The sequence below is a fragment of the Curtobacterium sp. KBS0715 genome, from assembly GCF_005938005.2.
Taxonomy (GTDB): Bacteria; Actinomycetota; Actinomycetes; order Actinomycetales; family Microbacteriaceae; genus Curtobacterium; species Curtobacterium flaccumfaciens.
This window is the reverse complement of record NZ_VCCA02000001.1, coordinates 1,120,464-1,140,695: the sequence shown is the minus strand read 5'-3', so window position 1 is coordinate 1,140,695 and position 20,232 is coordinate 1,120,464. Positions and strand designations below refer to the sequence as shown.

Sequence of the window (20,232 nt, the reverse complement as noted above, 5' to 3'; positions counted from 1 at the left end):
GTACGGCGCACACGGCACCGGCCCGACGACGGCGGTGCCCGGCGGCGCCGCGGGCTCAGGCGGTGCGGGCCGGGTGGTCGATGCGCGACTCGATGCCGGCGATCAGGATGTCGAGGCCGAGCGCGAACCGGTCGTCGTAGGAGTGCTCGCCGAGGATCTCGCCCACCAGCCGGTGCCGCTCGGGGCGTCCGGCCTCGGAGTCCCCGCGCCCGACCTGCACCCCGGCGTGCCCGACCACGAAGTCGTAGACGACGAAGAAGGTGTACATCGCCTCGGCTGGCGGCAGTCCGGCGTCCTGCAGGGCGCCGACGACCTTCGCGACGACGGCGTCGGACTCGGTCGAGGCGAGCGGGGCACGCTGGCTGTGCGACTCGAGCACGAGCGGGTGGGTGCGCATCAGGTCGCGGAACGTCGTGGCGAAGGTGCGGACGACGGCGTGCCACTCGTCCGGCCAGACGAAGGTCGCGGTGAACTCGTCGACGGTGCGGCGGACGAGTTCGGCGTGCAGGTCGTCCAGCCCGCCGATGGTCCGGTGCACGGTCATCGGGGCGACGCCGAGCCGCACGCCCAGTGCCCGGAAGGACAGGCGGTCGAGGCCGTCCTCGTTCGCGATGGTCGTGGCAGCGTCGATCACCTGCTCGCGGGACAGCACGTTGGGGCGGCCCCGGCGTCGTCGCGGCGTCACCTCGAGCTCCGTCTCCGACACCGGGGTGGGTCGGGGCGCGGTGGACGGGGTTCCGGGTTCGACGAGCACGAGGGGGCCTCCTTGATTCGGTACGTGTCCCGAAAAGCGTAGGGCAAAAGCCGACCGCAGTTCGGTGTCTCGACCATCTCGGGTCTGGCAGCAGCGCGCAAGAGCCGCTCCGGGCCTCCCGGCCCTTTCTGAGCGGACCGTCAGTGGGGCCGCGACGACTGCTCGCCGCGGCCCCGCTGCTCAGCGCCGGCTCGATCTGCGGGTGCGACGCCTGCGCGCCACGATGAGGCCGCCCAGGGCCAGGAGCAGCACCGCCGTCACCGCCGTCAGTCCGAGTCCGTCGGCTCCGGTGAACGCCAGTCCGCCGCGTGCCGGGTCGCGGGATCCGTCGCCGGCACCCGACGACGCCTCCGCGTCGTCGCGGGTGCCGGGTGTTCCCGAAGACCCGGCGCTCCCGGCGTTCCCGGCGTTCCCGGGATGTCCGGGCGTGCCGGGCGCTTCCGGCCCACCGGGCGTCACCGGCGGTCCGGTCGGTGTCTCCGCTGCGGGCAGGAGCCCCGCGTCGACGGTGCGGTCCTGTTCGATGTGCTCGAGCTGGCCCTCGTCGGAACGGATCGCGGCGAGTTCGACGGGGGCGGTCGCACCGGAAGTGTCGGCGTCGGAGTCGATCGCGCGGTCGTCGCCGACGAGCTCCTTCGTGAACTCCCGACCGTCCGGTGCCGTCCAGTGCACGGTGTAGGAGCCGGGGCGCAGGTCGTCGAAGGCGTACTCGCCGTCGCCGTCCGTGGTGGTCGTCCGGCGCACGGCTTCGCCGCGGTCGTCCGAGCCGGTGAGGCGGACCGAGACGTCCGCGACGCCGGCTTCGTCGTCGTCCTGCAGACCGTCGCCGTTCTCGTCGGACCACACGAAGTCGCCGATCGAACCGGCGACGACCGTGACCGTCGCCGGGTTGGACTGGACCGGCAGCGCGAGGTTCGAGGCGCGGAGGCCGAACCGGTTCGTGTACGCGTCACCGTCGCGCTGGCCCGCCGTCGCGACCACGACTCGGTGCGTCACGGTCTCGCCCACTCCCACGGGGGCCGTCCGCAGGATGCGCGCGGCCGTGACGTCCGCGAGCCCGGCCGGGCATCCCTCGGTGCCGAACGCCGACGCCGAGCACCAGGTGGTGGCGCCACCGCCCTGGTTCGACGGGTCAGCGGCGTCGAGCACGACGTCGCGCGGGTCGCGGCTCGTGTAGCGGACGCGCTCACCGGCTGCCTCGGCGACCGCGATGGGCTCGGCGAGTCCGACCGTGCCGTGGAAGGTGGAGTTGCGGGTGTCCCCCCGGTACGGAAGGACGTCGATGACGTCCAGGCCGTCGATCGGGGTTGCGTCGATGTTGGTGTACCCGAGGTCCCACTCCAGGTGGTCCCCCGACACGACGACCGGTTCGACGGCGGTCTTCTCGACGCCGACTCCGCCGGTCGCGACGACCTGGACGGCGCGCTCGGCGTTGCGGAGGGCCTGCGGCGACTTGTCCGTCGGCGAGGCGATGTCCGTCGTGTTGGTGATCGCGCCCGCCGGGGCGAGCTTCGAGACCGTGGCGGTGTACGTGATCGGGTCGATCGCCTCGTTCGGCCGGACCGCTGTCGTCCAGGTGAGACGCTGGACGTCGTTGCCGTCGTCGTCCTTCGTGGTGTCGATCTCCGGCACCTCGGAGGCACTGCCGGCGACGTAGGTCAGGTGGTTCGGCAGCACGTCACGCACCGTCACGGAGGTCTCCTTCCCCGTGGTCTTGCCGTTCGTGAGCGACGGGTACAAGGCGTAGTCGATGGCGTCGCTGGCGACGGTGAAGGTGGTCTCGTCGGGGGTGTCGGCCGCGTCGTGGCCGGGGTCGACGATCTTCTTCTGGATCCGGGCGAGGTTCTCGGTGAGGATGACGCTGTCGGACAGGGGACCTGCACCGAGGTCCGCGTCGGACCAGACGTCGTGCGCCCAGCGCTCTGAGCGGTCGCCGAACCACGCGTGACCGAAGTCGTAGGCCCGCGTGCCGTCGGCGGCGTCCTCGGTGGTGACGTAGCTGTAGAGCGTGCCGGTGTTGCCGCCCCGGATGTCGCCGGTTGCGCGGACGGCACCGACGGCGCCGAGGCCGCCGGGGACGTCTTCCGGCTGGTCGTACCAGGGGCCGTCACCGTCGTCGCAGGTTGCCTTCTGGCCGGCTGCCGGAGACGTCATGTCGTACTCGGCGTACTGCACCTTCGCGTCGGTGATTCCGCTGGTCCATGCCGCGGTCCTGCTACCTCCGACGCGGGTGACACGCTGGGTGTCACGGTCGAACGTGTCACAGAGGATCACGTTCTCGTACGGGGACAGGCCGTTGTTCCACGCGCCGACGTCGCTTCGGAGCAGCGTTCCGGGCGTGGTCCACGGGTCGCCTTGCTTCGCGGATCCGTCTTCGACGACCCTGCCGTTGTCGATGACCCGGTGGAACTGCTTCTGCGTTCCGCCGGGTGCGTACTCGATGATGTTGCGCTTCGCGGAGTTGTCCCCGGTGGGCTCGGTGCCGCCGGGGAAGTTCGACGCACCGCTGGCTGAGGTGGTCCGGAGTGGGGTGAACGTGTTGATCGACTCGACCGAAGTGCCGACCGGGGGGTTGGGCATCCACAGGCTGATGTACCCGCTGACGAAGTACGACTTGGCGCCACCCGTGATCGGGCCGCCGGAGAGGTTCTTCGAGGGGACACGCGTCGGGTCGGTGACGGTGTCGGTGATCGCGACGTCGACGTCCTGCCCTGGAGCGGTCTGGGTGCAGCTGAACGTCCCGGAGTCAGTGACGGCGGCCTCCCCGCCGCCCTTGCCTCCGGGGAGACCGCCCATGCGCCAGTCGTTGTTGGCGTTCGGGCCGCAGGCCGGGTTGCCGCCGTTCCAGAGCACGGCGTCGGAGGACACGTCGCCGAGGATCTCGGAGAGGTCGTCCGTGAACGTCATCGGGCCGACGCTCTTCTCGAACCCGAGGAGCCCCTGTCCGGGCACGAGCGGCTGCCAGTCCACGGCGATCGGGTAGATCAACTGCAGCCCCTCGGTCCGTCCGTCAGGGCCGGTGACCCCGGTTCGGAGCAGGGAGCCGTGGACGTTCTTGCTGAGGTTGTAGCGGGCGGCCGCGGAGACGGCGACGGGATCGGCGGCGGCACCGACGGGGCCGTTCTCGGCCTCGTCCGCCGTCGCGGTCACCTGGACGGCGATCGTGTCGCCGTTCTGCAGGTCACCCGAGACGTCGAGCACGATCGGCACGGAGACCGTCCGGCCTTCTCCCAGCGTGCCGATGTTGCAGGTCAGCACGGACCCCGAGATCGCCGAACCCGGGCCGACGCAGATGGTCGGGACCCCTGCCCACGACGTGCCGGCGGGAGCGGTCACGCTGAAGCGTTCGTTCGTGCTGGTGCCGTCGTTCGAGTTGAGGGAGACGCGGTACGTGATCGCGTCCATCGTGCGGACGATGCCGTTCTTCTCGCTTGCGTCACCACCAGCGCCGTCCGACGGGGTGACGGGGCCGTTGCCGTCCTTCGTGACGTCGATCGCGACGGCGACCGTGCTCTGCGGCGCGGCGGATGCGGTGCCGTCGGGCCCTTCCGGCTCGCTCGCCGCCACCGAGGCGGTCGGCAGGGCAAGACCGAGGACGACGCCAGCGGTGGCCAACGTCGACACGGCGATGCGCGCTCTACTTCGAGATCGCATGGGTCTCCTTGTTCTCGCGAGACTGATGTCCCGTAGATCGGGGGGACGAGGACCGCCCCGACCGGCAGCGTACGCACACATTGCATGTCACAACAATTATTCATGTTCCGCATATCGTTGATGGTGATTGCCGAGCCTCGAGACGGCAGGCGCAAACCCCTGCGCAGTAGGGTGAGGGCCATGGCGACCCGAGACGACGTCGAGTGCTGGCTGACCGACATGGACGGCGTGCTCGTCCACGAGAACCAGGCGCTCCCCGGGGCCCCGGAGCTCATCCAGCAGTGGCTCGACGACGGCACCGAGTTCCTCGTGCTGACGAACAACTCGATCTTCACGCCGCGCGACCTCAGTGCCCGCCTCCGGGGCTCGGGCCTGCACGTGCCCGAGGAGCGGATCTGGACGAGCGCCCTCGCGACGGCCGACTTCTGCAAGTCGCAGATGCCCGGCGGCTCGGCGTTCGTCATCGGCGAGGCCGGCATGACGACCGCCCTGCACGAGGCCGGGTTCATCATGACCGAGACCGCTCCCGACTACGTCGTCGTCGGCGAGACCCGCAACTACTCGTTCGAGGCGATCACCAAGGCCGTCCGGCTCATCCGCGCCGGAGCCCGGTTCATCGTGACGAACCCCGACGCCACCGGCCCGAGCGCCGAGGGCGTCCTGCCGGCGACCGGCGCCATCGCGGCGATGATCGAGAAGGCCACCGGCAAGCAGCCCTACGTGGTGGGCAAGCCGAACCCTATGATGTTCCGCTCCGCGATGAACCGGATCGGGGCGCACTCCGAGAACACCGGCATGATCGGCGACCGCATGGACACCGACGTGCAGGCCGGCATCGAGGCAGGACTGCACACCGTGCTCGTGATGACGGGCATCAGCGACCAGGCGGAGATCGACCGGTACCCGTTCCGCCCGAGCGAGGTCATCTCCGGCGTGCACGAGCTCGTGCGCACCGAGCCCTTCGAGGTCGAGCTCTAGCCGGTCACACGCGACCGCGCGTCGGCGCGGCCGCTATCGCGCGTCGACCCCCGCACCGGACGCGACCGCTGCACCCGCCGCAGCCGGTTCGTGGGACGCGCCACGGGCCTCCAGAGCGAAGGCCGCCATCGGCGGCACCGTCCGCCACCGCTTCGCGAGCCGACGGGGCCGGTCGTCGTACCAGGCGATGACCCCGCCGGCCACGATGCCGAAGGCGAGCACCCCGAACGAGAACAGCCCGATCAGACCGAGCAGGGTCAGCTTCCCGAAGTCGCCCGGGTCCGTGGTCGCCGTGAACCCGATCGACCCGAAGTCCCAGAAGGCATGCAGCAGCACCGGGGCGAGCAGCGACCCGGTCAGCCGACGCGCGACGTACAGCGTCGACCCGAACGACGCCGCGAACACGACCTGGACCAGCGTCGGCCCGATGCCGGCACCGGCGAGCGCGTTGAGCAGGTGCAGCAGCCCGAACAGCGCGCACGACAGGGCCCACACCCCCATCTCCGGCAGGCGCCGCCGCAGCCCCACGAGCAGGGTGCCACGGGCCATCAGCTCCTCGAAGACCCCGACGAACAGCACCCCGACGGCGAGCAGCAGGAAGTAGTGCGCGGGCAGCGCCGTCCAGTCGATCAGGGGCAGCCGGACGACGCACACCACCAGCACGAGGATCGGCGCGACCATCGTCCACCGCAGTCGCGTCCGGACCGGGTCGACCGTGGCGATCCGCCACCAGCCGAGCGCCGTGACGAACAGGGCGAGTGCCGCGACGGCGATGCCCTCGGGAATGACGAGGGCGTGCACGACGCTGTCGACCGTCTGCCCGAGGGTCGCGTAGTCGTCGCTCGGCCGTGACCGCCACGCGCTGACCGCCGCGAACACCACGATCGGCGCGAGCCCGAGCAGCAGCGACGGCGGCACCGGCCAGCGACGGCGAGGGGCTCGGACGGGGGCGGTGGTGGTCATCTGCTGGTTGTACCAGGCGGGACGTACGATTGGCGGTATGCGCCTGCCCTCCCTGTCCACCATGGCAGAGGACTACGTCAAGCTCATCTGGAAGGCCAGCGAGCGCGGCGGGCCCGGTTTGGCGACGCGGGACATCGCGGCGTCGCTGAAGGTGTCGGCGTCGACGGTGTCGGGCAACCTCAAGAAGCTCGACCGCGACGGCCTGATCGAGCACACCCCGTACTACGGCGTCGTGCTCACCCCGCTCGGGCAGCAGGTCGCGGTGGCCATGGTCCGGCGGCACCGGCTGATCGAGACGTTCCTGGTGGAGCGGCTCGGTTACTCGTGGGACGAGGTGCACACCGAGGCCGAGGCCCTGGAGCACGCCGTGTCGGAGCGGTTCCTCGACCGGGTCGACGCCGACCTCGGCCACCCGACGCACGACCCCCACGGCGACCCGATCCCCGGTGCGGACGGCATCGTGCCGGACTCCCCCGGCACGCTGCTCGGCGCCATCGAGCCGGGAGCGTGCGGCACCGTCGACCGCGTCTCGGACGACGACCCCTCGCTGCTGCGGTACTTCGACGAGCTCGGGGTGGGGCTGGGCACGCACCTGCGGGTCGAGCGGGTGCGGGACTACGCCGGCGTCATCGCGGTGTCGCGGCGGGCGACCGACGGCTCGGAGTCCCTCGTCGACCTGCCGGCCGCGGCGGCGTCGTCCATCTGGCTCGCGCCCGACGGCGACTGACCGCGCTGCGAGTTGCTGGCCGGCTGTCACGCACGCGCTGGCCGGCGTGCGTTGGTCGGCCGGTCGAGACACCCCGCTCAGGTCCGCTGAGCGGTCACGAACTGTCGCCCGGGAGCCCCGCAGGCGACGGTTCGCGCCCACTCGGCGCCCAGCGCACGGGGTGTCGTGACCGCACCGCGGCCCGCGAACACGCGTGGCGTCGGACGGGAGGCTCGGTGCCACGCCGCCACGCGCCTCCCGTCCGGCGCCCCAGCGGTCACGAAACCCCGCTCACCTCCGCCGACTGGTCACGAACTGTCGCCCGGGAGCCCCGCAGCCGACGGTTCGCGACCACTCGGGACCCCACCCACGGGGTGTCGTGACCGCGCGACGCGCCCACCCCGCAGCCGCCCCACGGCCGCCCCACGACCGCCCCACGACCGTGACGGCGACGCTTCGTGACCACCCGGCGCTCCCGGCCGGGCGCGCCCGTCGGCCCTACCCCTTGACGGAGCGCGTCCGGCCGAGGGCGACCTCGCGCCGGGCGCGTTCGAGGGCGAGCGCAGATGCGGCTTCCGGGTCGTGCAGCAGTCGTCCGGTTTCGCGCACGTGCTCCCGGACGGCGTCGGTCCCCCGCTCGGCGGCCGAGGCGAGGACGGGTCCGACGGTGTCCTCGCCGAGCCCCACCAGGGCACGCGACAGGCTGAGCCGACGCTCGCGGTCGCCGACGCCGAGCTGCACCGCGAGGGTCCGCGCGAGCGACGCCCGCTCGTCGTCCGGCACCAGTGCGACGGCCGTCCGCCAGGCCGCGCGGAGCACCTCGTCGTCGTGGTCCCCGAGCAGCCGCCGTACCGCGGGCCACGCGTCCGGGTCACCGATCTTCGACAGGGTGTGGAGCGCCTGACTGCGGGCCTGCGGCGCGGGGCGCTCGAGCTCGGGCAGCACGCGGGCCACGACGTCGTCGGCGGGGTGCCGGGTGAGTGCCCACGTCAGCATGTCGCGGACGAAGAAGTCCGGCTCGACGGCGCACTGCGAGACGAGCACCTCGAGGTCTGCGGGGTCCGGGGTGGTCCCCGCGGCCATCACGGCCTGCAGCCGGGCGGAGGATCGCGGGTCGGCGAGGGCGTCGGTGAGCGTGGTCATCCCTCCATCGAAGCCCCTCGCGCCGGGGCCGTGTCAAGCATCGGGGCATAGCGTCGGGAGACGTGCGGTCCGCTCCCACCGCACCCACGACCACGAAAGGACCTCCGCATGCCCCGCATCGGTACCAGTGACCTGCACGTGTTCCCCCTCGCCCTCGGCGGCAACGTCTTCGGCTGGACGGCGGACGAGTCGACCTCGCACCAGGTCCTCGACGCCTACACCGCGGCCGGTGGCGACTTCATCGACACCGCGGACGTCTACTCGGCCTGGGCGCCGGGCAACTCGGGTGGTGAGTCCGAGCGGGTCATCGGTTCGTGGCTCCGCGCCTCGGGCAAGCGGGACGACGTCGTCATCGCGACGAAGGGCTCGCAGCACCCGGAGTTCCAGGGCCTCGCCGCGGGCACCGTCGCCGCCGCTGCCCGCGCCAGCCTCGAGCGCCTCGGCACCGACCGGATCGACCTGTACTACGCGCACTTCGACGACCAGTCGACCCCGCTCGAGGAGACCGTCCGCGCCTTCGACCAGCTCGTGCAGGACGGCCTGGTCCGCTACACCGCGATCTCGAACTACTCGAAGGACCGCGCCGCGGAGTGGATCCGCATCGCGACGGAGAACGACCTCGCCCAGCCCGTCGCCATCCAGCCGCACTACAACCTGGTCACCCGACAGCCGTACGAGGCCGAGATCGCGCCGCTCGCGCACGAGCACGGACTCGGCGTCGTGCCGTACTTCTCGCTCGCCGCGGGGTTCCTGACCGGCAAGTACCGCTCCAAGGACGACTTCGCCGGCAAGGACCGCGAGGGCCAGGTGTCCGGGTACTTCACCGACGAGGGGCTCGTCGTCGTGGACGCACTGTCCTCGATCGCCGACGCGCACGGCTCCGAGATCGCCACCGTCGCACTCGCCTGGCTGCAGGCGCAGCCCGACGTCGTCGCGCCGATCGCGAGCGCCCGGAACACCGAGCAGCTGCCGGCACTGCTGGCCTCGGCGGAACTCGAGCTCAGCGACGACGAGCTGCAGACGCTGTCCGACGTGTCGGCGAAGGTGCCCGCGAGCGCCTGACACCCGCGCGCTGTCGAGCGACGCCGGCGGTCGCGGGCGGACGCAGGCGGACACGGACGCGGAACGACGATGTCGCTGTCGTACGACGTCGACATCGTCGTTCCGCGTCGGACCCCGCCGCCCGACCGACCGCCCGCCCCGACGATCGGCCCGCGCCTACGCCCCCGGCGCCAACGACCCGGTGAGCGGCTGCCCCGACGAGCGCGTCACGAAGCACGAGATGAACCGGTCACCCTGGTCCCACGTCGCCTGGTCCGGCGCGTAGGAACCCTGCACCTGCACGTCGCCCACGGCAGCGGCGGCCGAGGCGTTCAGCGCCGCGTCGGACTGGCACTGGTCGGCCGCCTGGGTCGCGAGGGCCTCGGCACCCGGGTAGGTGTCGCCCTGGACCGCGAGTCGTGCGGTCAGCTGCCCGATGTGCGGCGTCGCGCAGTCCACCACCGTGAAGGTCTGCGACCACGCGTTCGTGAACGGCGACAGGCACTCCCCGCCGGCCAGGTCGGTCCACGGGTGCTCGCCGGGCCCCGCCGGCGTCGTGGCGAACTGCAGCGTGGCGGCGGGCGCGGCGGCCTCGCTCGACTGCGAGGCCGACGCCGACGGCGCAGCACTCGGTGTCGCCGGCGCCGAAGCGGCAGCCGGCGACTTCGTCGGCACGGCCTGGTCGGCGATGTTGTTGCCGAGGATCCACTTCGACAGCAGGAACACCAGCACGATGAGCACGAGGATCAGCGCGATCGACCCGTAGATCAGCAGCTGCTTGCCGCGCTTGCCCTCGTTCCGCAGCCGCGCGAAGCCCTCGTTGATGAAGTTGTCGCGTTCGCCGGACGGCCGGTCCGGACCGCCGGCGGGCCGTCCGCCAGCAGCGGGTGCCGGGGCAGCAGCAGGAGCGGCGGCAGCAGCAGGCACGGCCGCCGCAGGCACGGCAGCCGCAGGCATCATCCGCGTCCCGGTGTCCTCGGGGTCGTAGCCGGTGCCACCGAGCTGCCCGACCGCCTCGGTGCCGAACAGGTCCTTGATGGCGCTCGTGTCGCTGGTCTCGCGGCCGTCCCACTCGGACTGGTCCAGGTCGTCCGGCGCGGCGGCGGGCAGGGACTCCGGCTGCGGACCGGTGTCGTTCCCCCGCAGCCCCAGAACGGCGTCGAGGTCCTGCCCCACCGACGGCGGCAGGTGCGCCGGGTACTCCTGTCCACCGGTGGGTTCGACGAGCGGCGGTGCGGCGGTCGGCGGCACGGTCGCGTCGGGCTCGGACCACCAGGGCGTGCCGGCCGCCGGCATCGCGGTGGTCGGGGCATCGGCCTGGAGGCCCTCGGTCGCGTCCGGCACGTCGTCTCCGGCGGGCCGACGGGGTCCGTCCACGGCCTCGGTCACCTCCGACGGAGCACCAGCGGCATCCGGCACGGCAGCCGGCGCAGCCGTGTCCGACACGGGCGTGGCCGGGACCGCCGGGGGCACCACCGGCGGCACGGGGACCGCCGGCGGCACCGGGTAGGTCCGCGGTGCCTGCGGCAGCGCGGAGGCAGGGGTGTCGACCTCGCCGGCGACGACCTCGTCCTCGCCGTCGAACTCGTCGGCGAGCGACCAGGACCCGGCGGACAGCGCCGTGGTGTCGAACGAGTCGGTGGTCAGCGTCGCCGGGACCTCGCCCGGCTCGTCGTCACCGATCGCCCAGTCGAACGGCCGGTCGTGCGCGCCGGTCTGCGTGGGGACCGGCCCAGTGCTGGTGATGCGCAGCAGGTCGGTGAAGGTCGGTGGTTCCTCGGTCGGGGGCAGCACGTTCTCGACGCCGAGGGGCTGCGGTGCAGCGGGAGCAGCGGGCGGCACGGACTCCGGGTGGTTCCCGGTCGCGCGGCCGAGCCAGTCGACGTCGGCACGACCCTCACCGAACGGGTCGACGCGGCGACGCTCGTCCTCGATGGCCTTCGACGCGGCAGCACGTTCGTCCCGGTGGGTCTGCGCCGTCGGCAGCACGATCGACGACGGGTGCGGTGCGGTGGAGTCCGGCGGGGCGTCGGCGGCGGCGGGGATCCGGTCGTGCAGTGTGGAGCGTTCGTGCTCGACGACGGCGTCGGGGTTCTCGGAGGGTGCGAGCAACTCGGGCGGCATCGAGATGGCCTGGGTCGCGCCGTCGTCGAGCGCCGGCTCAGGCGCGGCAGGAGCAGCAGCAGCAGCAGCAGGCTCAGCAGCCTCCGCCTCGCCCTCGGCCACGAAGGGCTCCGGCAGCGGCGCGCCCGTCTCGCGGGCGGTGCGCTCGGCCTCGCGGCGCTCCCGTCGCGACGGCCAGTCCTCCTCGCCGCGCGGAGCGCCGAAGATGTCCGCAGCGCTGCGGAGACCGTGGAACGGAGCGTCCGAGCCGGACGCACGCCGAGCCTCCAGGCCGTCGTCCCCGTCTGCCGGGCCGGCGGTGCCGTCGGGTTCGCGTGCGTCGTCCGGACGCTCCTCGGTCACGCGGTCAGCCCCAGATCAGCCAACCCGATGGCCGCGAAGTACGGGTAGCCGGCCGCCTCGATCGTCTCCTTGGCACCGGTGTCCCGGTCGACGACGACCGCGACGGCGGCGACGATCGCGCCCTCGCGCTCGAGCGCCTCGGCCGCCTTGAGCGGCGAGCCGCCGGTGGTGGAGGTGTCCTCGAGCACGACGACGCGCTTGCCCTTGAGGTCCGGCCCCTCGACCTGCTTGCCGCGGCCGTGGTCCTTCGGCTCCTTGCGGACGACGAAGGCGTCGTAGGTCAGCCCCTGGGCGGCGGCCTGGTGCAGGACGGCGCTGGCGATGGGGTCGGCACCCATGGTGAGGCCACCGACGGCGGACACGTCCGGCACCTGCTGCACGAGCTCGGTCATGACCTGCCCGATCAGCGGCGCGACGCGGTGGTCCAGGCTGACCTTCCGCAGGTCGATGTAGTACGTCGCCTTCTTCCCGCTGGTCAGGGTGAAGTCGCCGTGGAACACCGCTTCGGAGGAGATGTACTGGATCAACTGTTCGCGCGCGTCGGTCACAGCGCACAAGGGTAGTCGGTCGGGCCTGCAACGCGCTCCCCCAGCCTGTGGGCCGCGGGGTGCCGGCACCGAGGCGGCCTCGGTACGCTCCGGGGCATGTCCCGAGCACCGCGCCGCCCCGCCGTGGAGCCGGCTCCGTCCGGCGACCGGCGGCCCGTCGAGGTGGCCGTCACGATCGGACGGGAGGCCCTGGGCGGCCTGGTCGCGCTGGCCCTGGCCGTCATCGCCCTGCGCCACGTCATCGCGACGGAGCGGGTCGCGTTGCTCTGGTACGACGGCGACTCGGTGCTGCTGCCGCTCGTCCAGCGCTCGCTGCAGGCCGGCCAGCCGTTCGAGTGGGCCATGTCGCCCGCGCTGTTCTTCTTCCCCGAGCTGCCCGTGTACCTGTTCTGCTCGCTGGTGACCGCCACACCGCAGCAGGCCCTGGCGGTGAACGGCGTGCTCGTGCTCCTCGCCGTCTACGCCCTGGTGCGGGCGGCCGCGAACGAGCTGATGCCGTCCGCCGGACGCCCCGCCCGGATCGCGGTGTCGGCCGGGGCGCTCGGTCTGGTCACGCTGCTGGTGCTGACCGAGTCGTCGGCGACGGCCACGTCGCTCGAGCTGGCGTCCCTGCTGCTCACCACGACCTACTACTACGGTGCCGTGCTGGCGATGCTCGGCACCGCGGTGCTCGTGCTGCGGGCGGTGCGCCTCGGCCGGGCGTCGGTGCCCCTGCTCGTGGTGCTCGGACTCGTCGCCGCGTGCACGACCGCGTCGAACCCGCTGTTCGTGCCGTGGTCAGCGGCCCCGGTGGTCGTGACCCTCGGGCTCCTCGTGCTGGCGCGGCGGGTGCCGTGGCATCCGGCCGCGCTGCTCGCCGGTGCCGTCACGGTCGGATCGGTCATCGGGTACCTGGTGCGGATCCCGCTCCGGCCGTTCGTCTCCCTCGACCCGGCGACGTACGTGCAGCCGTCCCGGGCCGGGGAGACCCTGCGGTTCTTCGCGGCGCTGACCGACGACCGGGCGGGCACGGCACCGGGCGACCTCGGGCTCCTGCTGCTGTTCGCCGGGGTGCTCGTCACCGTCGGGGGCACGGTCTGGGCCTGGCGGGTCCGCACCGCACGCACCGTGCTGGTCGCGACCCTGCTGCCCCTGGTGACCGTCGTCGCCGTGTCCGTCGGGGTCGTCGTCGCCGGGTCCGAGACCCCGCGGTACCTGCAGCCGATCGTGACGGCACCGCTGCTCGCGCTCGTCGCCGTGGCCGAGCTCACCCGCACCGCGGTCCGCCGCACCCGCGTGCACCGCCCGCACCGTGGGGTCCGGGCCGGGGTGGCGGTCGCGATGGCCGCCGTGCTCGCGACCGGGATCGCCGTGGCCCCGGGTACCGCCCACGCCGTGGCGACCGCGCGGTACCCGGCGGCGGCGTGCCTGGACCGCTGGGCCGACGGACGCCAGGTCACCGGCGTCGGGCAGTTCTGGACCGTCCGCCCCCTCGCCACCTACACGTCGAGCAACGTCGGGCTGCTGCAGGTCCGGGACACCTTCGAGACGTACCCCTGGCTCGTCGACCTCGGGGCCTACCGCGACGCCGACCCGAGCTTCGTGGTGGTCGGGTCGCACGACCTCTGGACGACCGCGGTCGAGGACTCCCTCGGGACCCCGGCGACGATCACCCACTGCACCGGGTTCGACGTCTACGACTACGCCGGCACCGCGGGGCAGGCCATCCTGCGGCGCGACGTCGTCGGGAGCGCCGACGTCATCCGACGCGACCGCGGCTTCTGATGCACTGCTGAAGTTGTCCACAGCGGCGCGTTGCCGTCCGATGCTCGCTGTACGGATGTATAGGCTCGTGCTCGATGTCTCGCCCCACCAGCCCCCGCGCCCACCGTGTCCCCGTGCGCCTGCGCCTCGCCGTCACCGGTCTGGCGCTCGCGGGCCTCGTCGGCACGGTCATCGCCGATGCTCCGGCCGCTCAGGCGGTGACCTACCCCACGTGGGACGAAGTGAAGTCCGCCCGCGGCAAGGAATCCGCGAAGCAGGGGCAGATCACCGAGATCCGGGGCATCATCAGCGAGCTCGACGCCAAGGTCGACGCGGCCGAGGCCAAGGCCAAGAAGCTCGGTGACGTGTTCTACAAGGCGCAGCGCAAGGCCCAGACCGCGGCCGAGAAGGAACAGCAGCTCCGCGCCGACGCGAAGGAGCACGCGAAGGTCGCCGACCAGAGCGCCGCGCAGGCCGGGCAGTTCGCCGCGCAGATGTCCCGCTCCGGGGGCGCCGACGTCACCACCTCGGTGATCACCCAGGGCGAAGACGCCAGTGATCTGCTGTACAACCTCGGTGCGCTGAGCAAGCTCTCCGAGCAGGCCGAGCGTGTCCAGGCCGCCGCGAGTGCCGACGCCGCCGTCGCCAGGTCGCTCGAGGCGCAGGCCGACCGCGCCGCCGAAGCGCTGGGTGACCTCGCTGCCGAGGCCGAAGACCGCATGCAGGAAGCCCAGGCGGCATCCGACGCCGTGCAGGCCGCCTACGACGAGCAGCAGTCGAACAAGGCCCGACTCGACGCCCAGCTCGCAACCCTGACATCGGGCCGCGTCCGGACCGAAGCCGAGTTCGCCAAGGGTGAGCGCGTCCGCAAGGCGGCGGAGGAGAAGGCCGCGCGCGAAGCGGCACAGCGCGCGGCCGCAGCGGCGGCGGCAGCAGCGGCAGGCGCGAACTCCGGCGGGGGCTCGTCGTCGGGTGGCGGCTCGACCGGGAGCAGCGGCTCGGGCGGCGGCGGTTCCGTCGGCGCGGGCTCCGGGACCGGCTGGGTCCGCCCGGCCAGCGGCTACGTCATCAGCCCGTACGGGTACCGCGTGCACCCGATCACCGGCGTCGTCACCATGCACGAGGGCACCGACCTGGCGAGCGGCTGCTACACGCCCATCGTCGCGGCCTCGGCCGGCACCGTCGACTACGTCGGCTGGTACGGCGGCTACGGCAACTACGTCCGCATCAACCACGGCGGCGGCGTCCAGACTGCGTACGGCCACATCGTCGACGGCGGCTTCCGGGTCGCCACCGGGCAGCAGGTCTCCGCGGGACAGCTCATCGCGCTCGTCGGCTCCACCGGGGCGTCGACCGGCTGCCACAGCCACGTCGAGGTGCACATCAACGGTGCCACCACCGACCCGGTGCCCTTCATGGGTGCGCGCGGGGTCGCCTTCTAGCCAGCTCGTTCACCAGACCGCCGTCCTCTCGCAGTGGGCGGCGGTTTGTTGTTTCCCACAAGCACCTCACTGTCATTTCATGCTGCACCGCTGAAATGCTACGTTTCTCCCATCAGCCAGTTCGGATGGTGGGGGACGATGGGGATCCAGTTCGACGACGCAGCCGCGTCGCGGTTGGCCGACTGCGCAGCCGAGGTGGCGCTTTCGCTGCGTGCCAGCGCCCAACCACGGCGGAACAGCGCCGAGGCCGCACTGCACGACTTCGACGGTGCGTACGCGCGGCTGTTCGAGGCGGCTCGGGTGACGGAGTCGCAAGACCGAACCCGGTTGGCGACGGCGCTCGATTCCCTGGTCGAACAGGTTCGGACCGCGCAGCGGCAGGCGGACACCGAACGCGAGCGGTTGGCGGACGTCGCCGCGTGGCGGCAGCGCGAAGCCGACCGTGACCTGGTGCGCGCCGGTGGCGGGCTCCCGCTGCAACCCGTGCTCGACTGGAGCAGCTCGGTGTTCGACCCCGAACCATCGGGCAGGCCACAGCGACCTTCTTCGGTGTCCGCGGTGTTCAGCGCGCGCTCCCGGCAGCGCACCGGTGGCCGGTCCGGAGGACGGAGCGGGGCAGATCCCGCTCGGCTGCGGAAGTTCGCTGCCGTGGCCCGGGTGCAGGACTCCTCGACGGAGCAGGATCTCGTGCGGGTGCGCAACGCGTGGGCCGTGTTCCGCAACCGTTGCAGCTGGGTCCCGGTCGACGGGGCGTCGTTGCCAGGTGGTTTCGCCGACTACCTTGCCGAGAACGCCGACGACGCGTCGTGGATCGATCGGATCGCGAGCGCGTTCAGCGCCGCTGGCGGCGGTTCCCTCGCGAACGCTGCGCTCGACGTCGCCGGTACCTCCAGCATGCCACCCGGGCTGCAGCGGCTGCTCGATCCGTCCCTGACCACGGCGGAGGTCGCAGCGGCCTGGGCCGCGCTCGGCTTCACCGACGCCGACGTCCGGGCGTTGCCCCTGTCCACGCAGCTGCAGTTCGCAGGACTCGACGGGGTTCCGGCAGCGCAGCGCGACATCGCGTCCAGGGCCGTCCTCTCGGCCGCGGTACGAGACCCGGAGCGGCTGTACCGGCTGATGGGGCTGCCGTACACCTACGGTGCGGTGAGCCTGGACGAGTTCCGGAAGCAGGTGGTGGCGCTTCGAGACGGCCTCCGTGACGCCGACGACCTCGCGCGCAGAATCCAGAGCCCGTCGAAGGCCATGGCGCAGCTCGTGGGTTTCGGCGTGTCGGACGGCGCGCTCGTCGCCGCAGTCGTCCTCGGCGACCTGGACACCGCGTCGAACGTGACGGTCAACGTCCCCGGCGCGACAACTGGCGTCGAGAGCATGGACGAAAAGGTCCGGGCCGCCAACAGCCTCCTGACCGCCGCGGGCAGAAAGGGAACCGGCGAAGATTCCTTCGCGATCGTGTCCTGGATCGGGTACCGCGCACCGGGTGCCGTCGAGGTCCCCAGCCAGGCGCGTGCGACCGCTGGCGGGGCGAACCTCGCCTCGTTCCTCGACGGCATCCACGACAGCCGGGGCAGCGCGCCGCGGTCGCTGACCGTCCTCGGGCACTCCTACGGGTCCACCACCGCGGCCGAAGCGCTCGCGCAGACTCGGTACCGGGTCGACTCGCTCGTCACGTACGGCTCCGTCGGGTTCACCGACACCACGACTCCCGAGCACCTCAACGTGGACCACGTGTACGCGACCGAGGGGTCCGCTGACCACACAGCGATCCTCGGCCGGATCGGACGCACCGATCCACGCGACCTTCCAGACGTCGACACGTTCGGCGCTGAGGATTCTGCAGGCGGCAGGGCCGTCACCGGGCACGACATGTTCCCGGACAGCGGCGTCGGATACCTGTCCCGCGATGCCACCGCACAACAGACCATCGCGAGGATCATCGCGACGGGGAAGCCATGATGAAGACCATGCGACCGATACTCCGTACCATCACGACTGCTGCCCTGACGCTGGGGCTGCTTTCGGGATGCGCGGCAGGAGGAACCCAGATGCCCACCGACGCAGCCGGCCTCACCCAGCACGAGGTCGCCGAGATGTCCCTGCACCAAGAGTTCGACGCCTATCGCGACCGCTACGAACACATGCAGCAGCTCCTGCGGGACGCGCAAATCCAGGTCCACGACGGCGAATGGGAATGGGACAGTGGCGACGACATCCCACAGATCGGCGGCGACGGCGTTGCCCCGTTACCGGGTTCGGACACGAAGAACAGCTACGACATGCGGAGCGGGCGGCTCTGGTCCCCGCCTGGCACCACCGGCCAACAGCGGGACCTGCAACCGATGATCGACTACTTCACCGAGCAGGGCTGGGACATCGAGCAACGCACGGTCACCGGGGACCACGAGGTCTGGGCCACCACCGGCGACGGCTGGCAGATCATCTACTCGGCGCAGACGAACGGCCGGTACACGCTCGAGGTCTACAGCGAACCCTTCTGGACCAACGACGCACACAAGCTCCGGCGAGCGGTGGCAGGACGCTCCCAGGCCGACTTCCCTGATCGGTCTCTCCCCGGCATCTACCCGGACTTCCCCCAATGGGACGACCCCATCATCAACCAGCCGAAAATCTGACCCGATGCTCCGTGCCATCACGACTGCTGCCCTGACGCTGGGGCTGCTTTCGGGATGCGCGGCAGGAGGAACCCAGATGCCCACCGACGCAGCCGGCCTCACCCAGCACGAGGTCGCCGAGATGTCCCTGCACCAAGAGTTCGACGCCTACCGCGACCACTACGAACACATGCAGCGGCTCCTGAAAGCCGCGCAACTCCAAGTGCACGACGGCGAATGGGAGTGGGGTGGCGGCGACCGTGTTCCATTGATCGGCGGTGACGGCGTCGCAGCCCTGCCCGGGTCCGACACGAAGAACAGCTACGACATGAGCACCACCCGACTCTGGTCCCCGCCCAGCGGCACTGACCAACAGCAGGCACTCAAACCGATGATCGACTACTTCACCGAGCAGGGCTGGACCATCGAACGCCGCACCATCACCGGCGACCAAGAAATCTGGGCCACCACCGGCGACGGCTGGCAGATCCAGTACACCGCCCAAGAGAACGGCGACAACCCCCTCACCGTCTACAGCGAGCTGTTCTGGACGAACGATGCGGATGCACTCTCCGAGGCAGTCGGAGGACGGAACGATGCGGCCTACCCCGATCGCTCCCTCCCGGGCGTCTACCCCGCGTTCCCGTCCTGGGAATCTCCGATCGTCAGCCCACCCAAGATCTGATGCTCCGCACCATCACGACGGCAGCTCTGACCCTTGGACTGCTGGCGGGATGCGCGGCCGGAGGAAAGCGGATACCCACCGATGCAGCCGGCCTGACCCAGCACGAGGTCGCCGAGATGTCCCTGCACCAGGAGTTCGACGCCTACCGCGACCACTACGAACACATGCAACAACTCCTGCGGAACGCGCAACTCGAAGTCCACGACGGCGAATGGGAATGGGGCGGCGGCGACGACGTCCCCGGCATCGGCGGAGACGGCGTCGCACCCCTGCCCGGCTCCGACACGAAGAACAGCTACGACATGAGCACCACCCGGCTCTGGTCCCCGCCCAGCGGCACTGACCAACAGCAGGCACTCAAACCGATGATCGACTACTTCACCGAGCAGGGCTGGACCATCGAACGCCGCACCATCACCGGCGACCAAGAAATCTGGGCCACCACCGGCGACGACTGGCAGATCCAGTACACCGCACAGAAGAACGGCGACAACCCCATCACCGTCTACAGCGAACCGTTCTGGACCAACGACGCACACAAGCTCCGGCGAGCCGTGGCAGGACGCTCCAAGGCCGACTGCCCTGATCGGTCTCTTCCCGGCGTCCGCCCGGCGTTCCCCCAGTGGGACGACCCGATCATCAACCCACCGAAGATCTGATCGGATCGAGCACCACGACGGCTCCGCTTCAGCTCGTCGCAGGTCCCACGTCGTCCGCGTCGGTGTTCCACAGCGCCCGGTACCACGCGGTGCGCTCCGGGTCGTCCGGCAGCCCGTACGCCCGGTGGAACAGCGGCTCCCACCCGGGTCCGTAGTTCCAGCCGAGCGCCATCGTCGCCACCGCGATGTCGGCCCAGCGGTCCGCGACGCCCATCGCATCCAGGTCGACGTGCCCGCTCCACCGCCGATCTGCACCGATCAACGTGTTCGGCGTGCACGGGTCACCGTGACAGACGACGATGCGGTCGGCAGGCGGCTCCGAACCGAGACCGCCCGGGCCGCGGCCGGCGTCGGCGTCGACGTCGACGACCGCCGAACGCGCGCGATCGAGCCGGTCCGCGGTCGCCCACGTGAACGGACAGTCGTCGACGGGCAACGTGTCGTGCAGCGCGCGCAGCCCCTCGCCCACCGCGACCACCGCGGTCCGGGGTTCGTCGTGCCAGCGCGGGTCGACGGCGCTCCACCCGGGCACAGCGCGGGTGTGCAGCCAGACGCCGTCGTCGTCGGTGCCGTGGCCGAGCACCTCCGGCACCCGGGCGTACCGGGACGCCCACGTCAGCCGTTCCGCCTCACCGCTGATCCACGAACCGTAGGCGTGCGGCAGGACCTTCACGAACTCCTCGGCCTGCGCATCCGGTCCGATGCGGAACGTCGTCCCGCCGATCTGGTTGTGCCAGACGAGCGCGAACTCACGCCCTCGCGCGACCTCGGTGACGATGCGCGGCACCGGGACCGTCTCGCCCGGCCGGGGCAGTCCACCGATCGAGCGCACCACGGT

The 20,232-nt window shown here is 71.6% G+C and carries 16 protein-coding genes; 9 read left to right on the top strand and 7 right to left on the bottom strand.

What is annotated here, in order from left to right; translation table 11 throughout:
• Nucleotides 1-55: 55 nt before the first annotated feature.
• Nucleotides 56-754 (bottom strand): TetR/AcrR family transcriptional regulator, encoded by a 699-nt coding sequence (locus FFG40_RS05585; RefSeq protein ID WP_138802526.1) that lies wholly within the window; start codon nucleotides 752-754, stop codon nucleotides 56-58.
• 180 nt (nucleotides 755-934) lie between these two features.
• Nucleotides 935-4,408, bottom strand: a complete 3,474-nt coding sequence (locus FFG40_RS05580) for an SdrD B-like domain-containing protein (protein WP_138802525.1) — start codon at nucleotides 4,406-4,408, stop codon at nucleotides 935-937.
• A gap of 180 nt (nucleotides 4,409-4,588) precedes the next feature.
• Between FFG40_RS05580 and FFG40_RS05575 the strand changes: the two genes are divergently transcribed.
• Nucleotides 4,589-5,386, top strand: a complete 798-nt coding sequence (locus tag FFG40_RS05575; RefSeq protein WP_027464991.1) for an HAD-IIA family hydrolase — start codon at nucleotides 4,589-4,591, stop codon at nucleotides 5,384-5,386.
• 33 nt (nucleotides 5,387-5,419) lie between these two features.
• Here FFG40_RS05575 and FFG40_RS05570 read toward each other — a convergent pair whose 3' ends face one another.
• The gene (locus FFG40_RS05570; protein ID WP_185974099.1) at nucleotides 5,420-6,349 is read right to left on the bottom strand and encodes a CPBP family intramembrane glutamic endopeptidase; all 930 of its coding nucleotides are present in this window, start codon (nucleotides 6,347-6,349) and stop codon (nucleotides 5,420-5,422) included.
• A 37-nt stretch (nucleotides 6,350-6,386) separates the two neighbouring features.
• Here FFG40_RS05570 and FFG40_RS05565 point away from each other — a divergent pair, with 37 nt between their 5' ends.
• Nucleotides 6,387-7,076: a metal-dependent transcriptional regulator gene (locus FFG40_RS05565; protein WP_071246445.1), complete on the top strand. Its 690-nt coding sequence runs from the start codon at nucleotides 6,387-6,389 to the stop codon at nucleotides 7,074-7,076.
• Nucleotides 7,077-7,553: 477 nt separating this feature from the next.
• Here FFG40_RS05565 and FFG40_RS05560 read toward each other — a convergent pair whose 3' ends face one another.
• Nucleotides 7,554-8,198 (bottom strand): HEAT repeat domain-containing protein, encoded by a 645-nt coding sequence (locus FFG40_RS05560; RefSeq protein WP_138802523.1) that lies wholly within the window; start codon nucleotides 8,196-8,198, stop codon nucleotides 7,554-7,556.
• Nucleotides 8,199-8,306: 108 nt separating this feature from the next.
• Here FFG40_RS05560 and FFG40_RS05555 point away from each other — a divergent pair, with 108 nt between their 5' ends.
• The gene (locus FFG40_RS05555) at nucleotides 8,307-9,260 is read left to right on the top strand and encodes an aldo/keto reductase (protein ID WP_138802522.1); all 954 of its coding nucleotides are present in this window, start codon (nucleotides 8,307-8,309) and stop codon (nucleotides 9,258-9,260) included.
• Between the two features lie 156 nt (nucleotides 9,261-9,416).
• Here FFG40_RS05555 and FFG40_RS05550 read toward each other — a convergent pair whose 3' ends face one another.
• The gene (locus FFG40_RS05550) at nucleotides 9,417-11,705 is read right to left on the bottom strand and encodes a septum formation family protein (protein ID WP_138802521.1); all 2,289 of its coding nucleotides are present in this window, start codon (nucleotides 11,703-11,705) and stop codon (nucleotides 9,417-9,419) included.
• Nucleotides 11,702-12,253 carry an orotate phosphoribosyltransferase gene (pyrE, locus tag FFG40_RS05545; protein ID WP_027464850.1) on the bottom strand — a complete coding sequence of 184 codons (552 nt, stop codon included), beginning with the start codon at nucleotides 12,251-12,253 and terminating at the stop codon, nucleotides 11,702-11,704. The genes FFG40_RS05550 and pyrE overlap by 4 nt, the downstream gene beginning before the upstream one ends.
• A gap of 96 nt (nucleotides 12,254-12,349) precedes the next feature.
• On the opposite strand from pyrE, the gene FFG40_RS05540 reads away from it, so the two are divergent.
• From FFG40_RS05540 to FFG40_RS05515, 6 genes are all read left to right on the top strand, one after another.
• Entirely contained in the window at nucleotides 12,350-14,017 is a 1,668-nt protein-coding gene (locus FFG40_RS05540; protein ID WP_138802520.1) for a hypothetical protein, read from the top strand.
• Nucleotides 14,018-14,091: 74 nt separating this feature from the next.
• A complete protein-coding gene (locus FFG40_RS05535) occupies nucleotides 14,092-15,438 on the top strand; it encodes a M23 family metallopeptidase (RefSeq protein ID WP_138802519.1) in 1,347 nt (448 codons plus the stop codon).
• Between the two features lie 138 nt (nucleotides 15,439-15,576).
• Nucleotides 15,577-17,394 carry an alpha/beta hydrolase gene (locus tag FFG40_RS05530; RefSeq protein ID WP_138802518.1) on the top strand — a complete coding sequence of 606 codons (1,818 nt, stop codon included), beginning with the start codon at nucleotides 15,577-15,579 and terminating at the stop codon, nucleotides 17,392-17,394.
• Nucleotides 17,391-18,071 (top strand): hypothetical protein, encoded by a 681-nt coding sequence (locus FFG40_RS05525; RefSeq protein WP_138802517.1) that lies wholly within the window; start codon nucleotides 17,391-17,393, stop codon nucleotides 18,069-18,071. The genes FFG40_RS05530 and FFG40_RS05525 overlap by 4 nt, the downstream gene beginning before the upstream one ends.
• Nucleotides 18,072-18,147: 76 nt before the next feature.
• The gene (locus FFG40_RS05520; RefSeq protein ID WP_138802516.1) at nucleotides 18,148-18,735 is read left to right on the top strand and encodes a hypothetical protein; all 588 of its coding nucleotides are present in this window, start codon (nucleotides 18,148-18,150) and stop codon (nucleotides 18,733-18,735) included.
• On the top strand, nucleotides 18,735-19,394 hold the full coding sequence (locus tag FFG40_RS05515; protein WP_138802515.1) for a hypothetical protein: 660 nt from the start codon (nucleotides 18,735-18,737) through the stop codon (nucleotides 19,392-19,394). The genes FFG40_RS05520 and FFG40_RS05515 overlap by 1 nt, the downstream gene beginning before the upstream one ends.
• A gap of 28 nt (nucleotides 19,395-19,422) precedes the next feature.
• On the opposite strand, the gene FFG40_RS05510 is transcribed toward FFG40_RS05515, so the two are convergent.
• A complete protein-coding gene (locus tag FFG40_RS05510; RefSeq protein ID WP_138802514.1) occupies nucleotides 19,423-20,229 on the bottom strand; it encodes an aminoglycoside 3'-phosphotransferase in 807 nt (268 codons plus the stop codon).
• Between the last annotated feature and the right edge of the window lie 3 nt (nucleotides 20,230-20,232).

Coding starts and splice junctions, on each gene's coding strand:
- FFG40_RS05530 (WP_138802518.1), top strand. CDS start 15,577: ATGGGGATCCAGTTCGACGACGCAGCCGCGTCGCGGTTGGCCGACTGC.
- FFG40_RS05515 (WP_138802515.1), top strand. CDS start 18,735: ATGCTCCGCACCATCACGACGGCAGCTCTGACCCTTGGACTGCTGGCG.
- FFG40_RS05520 (WP_138802516.1), top strand. CDS start 18,148: ATGCCCACCGACGCAGCCGGCCTCACCCAGCACGAGGTCGCCGAGATG.
- FFG40_RS05560 (WP_138802523.1), bottom strand. CDS start 8,198: ATGACCACGCTCACCGACGCCCTCGCCGACCCGCGATCCTCCGCCCGG.
- FFG40_RS05565 (WP_071246445.1), top strand. CDS start 6,387: ATGCGCCTGCCCTCCCTGTCCACCATGGCAGAGGACTACGTCAAGCTC.
- FFG40_RS05570 (WP_185974099.1), bottom strand. CDS start 6,349: ATGACCACCACCGCCCCCGTCCGAGCCCCTCGCCGTCGCTGGCCGGTG.
- FFG40_RS05525 (WP_138802517.1), top strand. CDS start 17,391: ATGATGAAGACCATGCGACCGATACTCCGTACCATCACGACTGCTGCC.
- FFG40_RS05535 (WP_138802519.1), top strand. CDS start 14,092: ATGTCTCGCCCCACCAGCCCCCGCGCCCACCGTGTCCCCGTGCGCCTG.
- FFG40_RS05540 (WP_138802520.1), top strand. CDS start 12,350: ATGTCCCGAGCACCGCGCCGCCCCGCCGTGGAGCCGGCTCCGTCCGGC.
- FFG40_RS05555 (WP_138802522.1), top strand. CDS start 8,307: ATGCCCCGCATCGGTACCAGTGACCTGCACGTGTTCCCCCTCGCCCTC.
- FFG40_RS05580 (WP_138802525.1), bottom strand. CDS start 4,408: ATGCGATCTCGAAGTAGAGCGCGCATCGCCGTGTCGACGTTGGCCACC.
- FFG40_RS05575 (WP_027464991.1), top strand. CDS start 4,589: ATGGCGACCCGAGACGACGTCGAGTGCTGGCTGACCGACATGGACGGC.